This window comes from Methanoculleus sp. SDB (genome assembly GCA_001412355.1).
Classification (GTDB): domain Archaea; phylum Halobacteriota; class Methanomicrobia; order Methanomicrobiales; family Methanomicrobiaceae; genus LKUD01.
This window is the reverse complement of sequence record LKUD01000036.1, coordinates 1-3,753: the sequence shown is the minus strand read 5'-3', so window position 1 is coordinate 3,753 and position 3,753 is coordinate 1. Positions and strand designations below refer to the sequence as shown.

Sequence of the window (3,753 nt, the reverse complement as noted above, 5' to 3'; positions counted from 1 at the left end):
TGGGACTCGAGGGTTCAAATCCCTCCCTCAGCGCTATTCAGAGTAGAATCTCAAAATGCGAGGCGGTTGAATGGAAGAAGAGATTAAATATTTCGTACGGGTGAAAAATACCGATCTGGACGGAACGAAGGCAGTGTACATCGCACTGACCGGAATTCCGGGCATCGGCCTGCATACTTCCGGAATTATTTCCCGAATGGCAGAGGTCGATCGTCATGCCATACTCGGTCGGCTTGACGATGAGAGTGTGGAGCGAATCCGGGATGTCGTGGAGAAGTACTCCGAATCGGTCCCGGTCTGGATGCTGAACCGGCAAAAGGACGTCTATACGGGTGAAGCCAAGCAGCTGCTGGGTACTGATCTCAGGATGGCGCTTGAGGACGATGTGAACCGCATGCGGAAGATCCGCTGCTATCGGGGCATACGTCATGAAACCGGACAGAAGGTTCGGGGCCAGCGCACCAAGTCCACCGGAAGAACAGGAACGACCGTCGGCGTCAGGAAGAAGAAGAAGTAAGCGGTGATTGCATGGGTTATCCTGGAAAAAACCACAAACAGTATGACACACCGAAACGGCGCTTTGAAAAGAGCCGTATCGAGGACGAGATCCGGATTGTCATCGATTACGGTCTCCGCAACAAACGGGAACTCTGGAAGGCACAGAGTACGCTCCGGCGCTACCGGCGTGGGGCGCGGGATCTCCTCTCGTTAATGGCCGCTTCGACAGACGAGGCCCAAATCGAGCGGAAGAGAACGCAGCTTCTCGGCCACCTGAATCGTGTCGGTCTGCTCGGAGAAGAAGCAGGTATCGATGACGTGCTGGGGATGAAAGTAGAGAGTGAACTTGAGCGGAGGCTCCAGACGCTTGTATACCGGCAGGGGCTTGCACGCTCCCCGAAACAGGCACGCCAGTTCATCACGCACGGCCATATAGCCCTCGGCGGGCGAAAAGTCACCATCCCCGGATACCGGGTCACACGCGCGGAAGAAGGGCAGATCGGCTACTACGGACGATCGCCCCTGACCAATGACGTACATCCCGAACGTTCACGTATCGTTCGCACCGGAGGCCGCTGAATATGGCAGATGACAAGGAAAAATGGGGCATCGCTCACATTTTTGCATCATTCAACAACACCATCATCACCATTACCGACCTCTCCGGTGCCGAAACCGTCACCAAAAGCAGCGGTGGTATGGTGGTCAAGCAGGATCGCAATGAAAGCTCACCCTACGCTGCAATGCAGATGGCAACGAATGTCGCACAGATTGCACGGGAAAAGGGCATCATCGGTGTGCATGTAAAGGTCCGCGCCCCCGGGCGTGGAAAACAGCGGAGTCCCGGCCCCGGGGCACAGGCGGCCATTCGTGCGCTTGCACGTGCAGGAATGCGCATCGGTCGAATTGAAGATGTCACGCCGGTACCTCACGATGGTATCCGTGCGAAGGGCGGGAGAAGAGGCAGGAGAGTCTGATGGAAATCGCATTCACCAGACTGGATGAAAACATTGCGCGATTTACGATCAGCGGAGCGACACCGGCATTTGCCAATGCGTTCCGGAGAGCAATGATCAGTGAAGTTCCTACGCTCGCTATCGACGACGTGCGCATCTATGACAATAACAGCGCGCTGTTCGACGAAATGCTTGCCCACAGGCTCGGCCTGATACCCCTGAAAACGGATCTGGATGCACTTATGCCCATGGACCGCTGTGCCTGCGAAGGTGTCGGGTGCCCGGGCTGCTGTGTGACCTACACCCTGAGTGTCGAAGGCCCCAAGATAGTATATTCCGGCGACCTCATTCCGCAGGACCCGGCAGCCGTGCCGGTGCATGACAACATACCCATCGTGAAGCTTACGGAGGACCAGAAAATCGTCCTTGAAGCGAGAGCCGTTATAAATACCGGAAAAGAGCACGCCAAATGGCAGTCGACACTCTCGTGCGGCTACAAGGCCTATCCGGTTATCCGCGTTGACGAACGGTGTGACGGCTGCGGCAAGTGTGTTGAGGAGTGTCCGCGTGGTGTTTTACGGATTGGTGGTAAAAATGTCGAAATTATCGACGGAAGGCTCGAATTCTGTTCGCTCTGCAAACTGTGTGAACGTGCGTGCCTCGCCAGCGGTATCGGCGACGAGCCGGCAATCCATGTAACGCCCGATGCCACCCGCTATATATTCGTGGTGGAGAGCGACGGTTCTCTTCCCGTCAGGGACATTATGGAGCGGGCATTGCTGTTTTTGAAGGAACAATCTGACGATCTGGTGAATATATTACGCGATATATCTGGAGGGACTGCACATGAAACAAGCAGTTAAGAAAACCAACCCGCGCCTCAACAGCCTGATTTCGATGCTGAAAGAAGCATCCCGGACAAATGAGGCTAATATCTGGCGAGAGATTGCCAAGAGGCTTGAGTCACCAAACAAGAACTTCGCGGAAGTAAATGTCAGTAAAATCAACCGATACGCCCACGAGGGAGAGATAATTCTTGTTCCCGGAAAAGTACTCGGTAGCGGTGTACTGACTCAGTCCGTGGCTGTTGCCGCCCTGAACTTCAGCGACGGTGCGACGAGCAAGATCGAGCAGGCAAACGGCAGATGCATGAGTATCGAGGATCTGGTCCGTGACAATCCGCGCGGGAGCCGCGTGAGAATTCTGAGGTGAAGATACGATGGTAACCGTAATTGATGCCGATGGCCTTCTCCTTGGAAGGCTGGCAAGCATTGTCGCGAAGCGGACGCTTATGGGCGAAGAGATCGCGATTATCAATGCCGAAAGAACTGTCATTTCCGGTTCGAAGGTGACGACGTTCAATCATTATGACACGAAGGTCAAACGCGGTTCACGGGAAGGCGGTCCCTTCTTCCCGAGAAGGCCGGATCATATCGTCAAGCGCACAATCCGCGGGATGCTGCCATACAAACGGCAGCGTGGTGCGGAAGCGTTCAGGCGTGTCAGGGTGTATGTGGGCATTCCCCGCGAATTTGCCGATATCGAACGTGAAACCATCGAGGAAGCACACGTCGACCGCCTGAGCAATCCGAGGTTCGTAACCCTTGGAACGGTGAGCACGAGACTTGGAGCCAAATTCTGAAATGGTGGTTGAATGGTAAAAGTTATCAACACAAGTGGAAAAAGAAAGACCGCAATCGCACGGGCGACAATGAAGAACGGGGCGGGCAGGATCCGCATCAATTCCGTTCCGCTCGAGATCTACGGAACCGAGCTTATACGGATGAAGATCTCCGAACCGCTCCTCCTCCTGCCCGATGCACTCTCCGGCATCGACGTAAGCATCGATGTAAAGGGCGGCGGTGTGATGGGACAGGCTGAGGCGGTGCGGACAGCTCTCGCCCGGGGTATTCTGAAGTGGCATAACGATCCGAAGATTAAGGATGCCTATCTTACGTATGACCGTACATTGCTTGTCAATGATTCACGACAGAAAGAAACAAAGAAACCCCATGGTCGTGGCGCACGCAAGAAATTCCAAAAGTCTTATCGTTGAGATGAATGAAATAATAGAGAGAGATCGATCTATATGATACCAATCCGATGTTTCACATGCGGTAAAGTTATTTCCACAGCATGGGAAGAATTTAAACAGCGGAAAGAGGCGGGTGAGGATCCCAAGGAGATCCTCAACGATCTCGGTCTGGAGCGGTACTGTTGCAGACGCATGCTGCTGACGCATAAGGAGATTATAGATGATCTTATCCCGTATCAGTGAGGGGTCGTGGGGTAGCCTGGA

At 54.1% G+C, this 3,753-nt stretch carries 8 protein-coding genes; all 8 read left to right on the top strand.

Going from position 1 to position 3,753, the window contains the following annotated elements; translation table 11 throughout:
• Nucleotides 1-70: 70 nt before the first annotated feature.
• The 8 genes from APR53_02755 to APR53_02720 are packed head-to-tail and all read left to right on the top strand — an operon-like array spanning nt 71 to nt 3,732.
• The gene (locus APR53_02755) at nt 71-517 is read left to right on the top strand and encodes a 30S ribosomal protein S13 (protein ID KQC04855.1); all 447 of its coding nucleotides are present in this window, start codon (nt 71-73) and stop codon (nt 515-517) included.
• 11 nt (nt 518-528) lie between these two features.
• Nucleotides 529-1,077: a 30S ribosomal protein S4 gene (locus APR53_02750; protein ID KQC04854.1), complete on the top strand. Its 549-nt coding sequence runs from the start codon at nt 529-531 to the stop codon at nt 1,075-1,077.
• 2 nt (nt 1,078-1,079) lie between these two features.
• A complete protein-coding gene (locus APR53_02745; protein ID KQC04853.1) occupies nt 1,080-1,475 on the top strand; it encodes a 30S ribosomal protein S11 in 396 nt (131 codons plus the stop codon).
• Nucleotides 1,475-2,317 (top strand): DNA-directed RNA polymerase subunit D, encoded by an 843-nt coding sequence (locus APR53_02740; GenBank protein KQC04852.1) that lies wholly within the window; start codon nt 1,475-1,477, stop codon nt 2,315-2,317. Before APR53_02745 ends, APR53_02740 begins: the two co-directional genes overlap by 1 nt.
• Nucleotides 2,301-2,666: a 50S ribosomal protein L18e gene (locus tag APR53_02735; protein ID KQC04851.1), complete on the top strand. Its 366-nt coding sequence runs from the start codon at nt 2,301-2,303 to the stop codon at nt 2,664-2,666. Before APR53_02740 ends, APR53_02735 begins: the two co-directional genes overlap by 17 nt.
• 7 nt (nt 2,667-2,673) lie before the next feature.
• Nucleotides 2,674-3,096 (top strand): 50S ribosomal protein L13, encoded by a 423-nt coding sequence (locus APR53_02730; GenBank protein ID KQC04850.1) that lies wholly within the window; start codon nt 2,674-2,676, stop codon nt 3,094-3,096.
• 12 nt (nt 3,097-3,108) lie between these two features.
• Nucleotides 3,109-3,510: a 30S ribosomal protein S9 gene (locus APR53_02725; protein KQC04849.1), complete on the top strand. Its 402-nt coding sequence runs from the start codon at nt 3,109-3,111 to the stop codon at nt 3,508-3,510.
• Between the two features lie 33 nt (nt 3,511-3,543).
• Entirely contained in the window at nt 3,544-3,732 is a 189-nt protein-coding gene (locus tag APR53_02720; GenBank protein KQC04848.1) for a DNA-directed RNA polymerase subunit N, read from the top strand.
• Nucleotides 3,733-3,753: the final 21 nt, after the last annotated feature.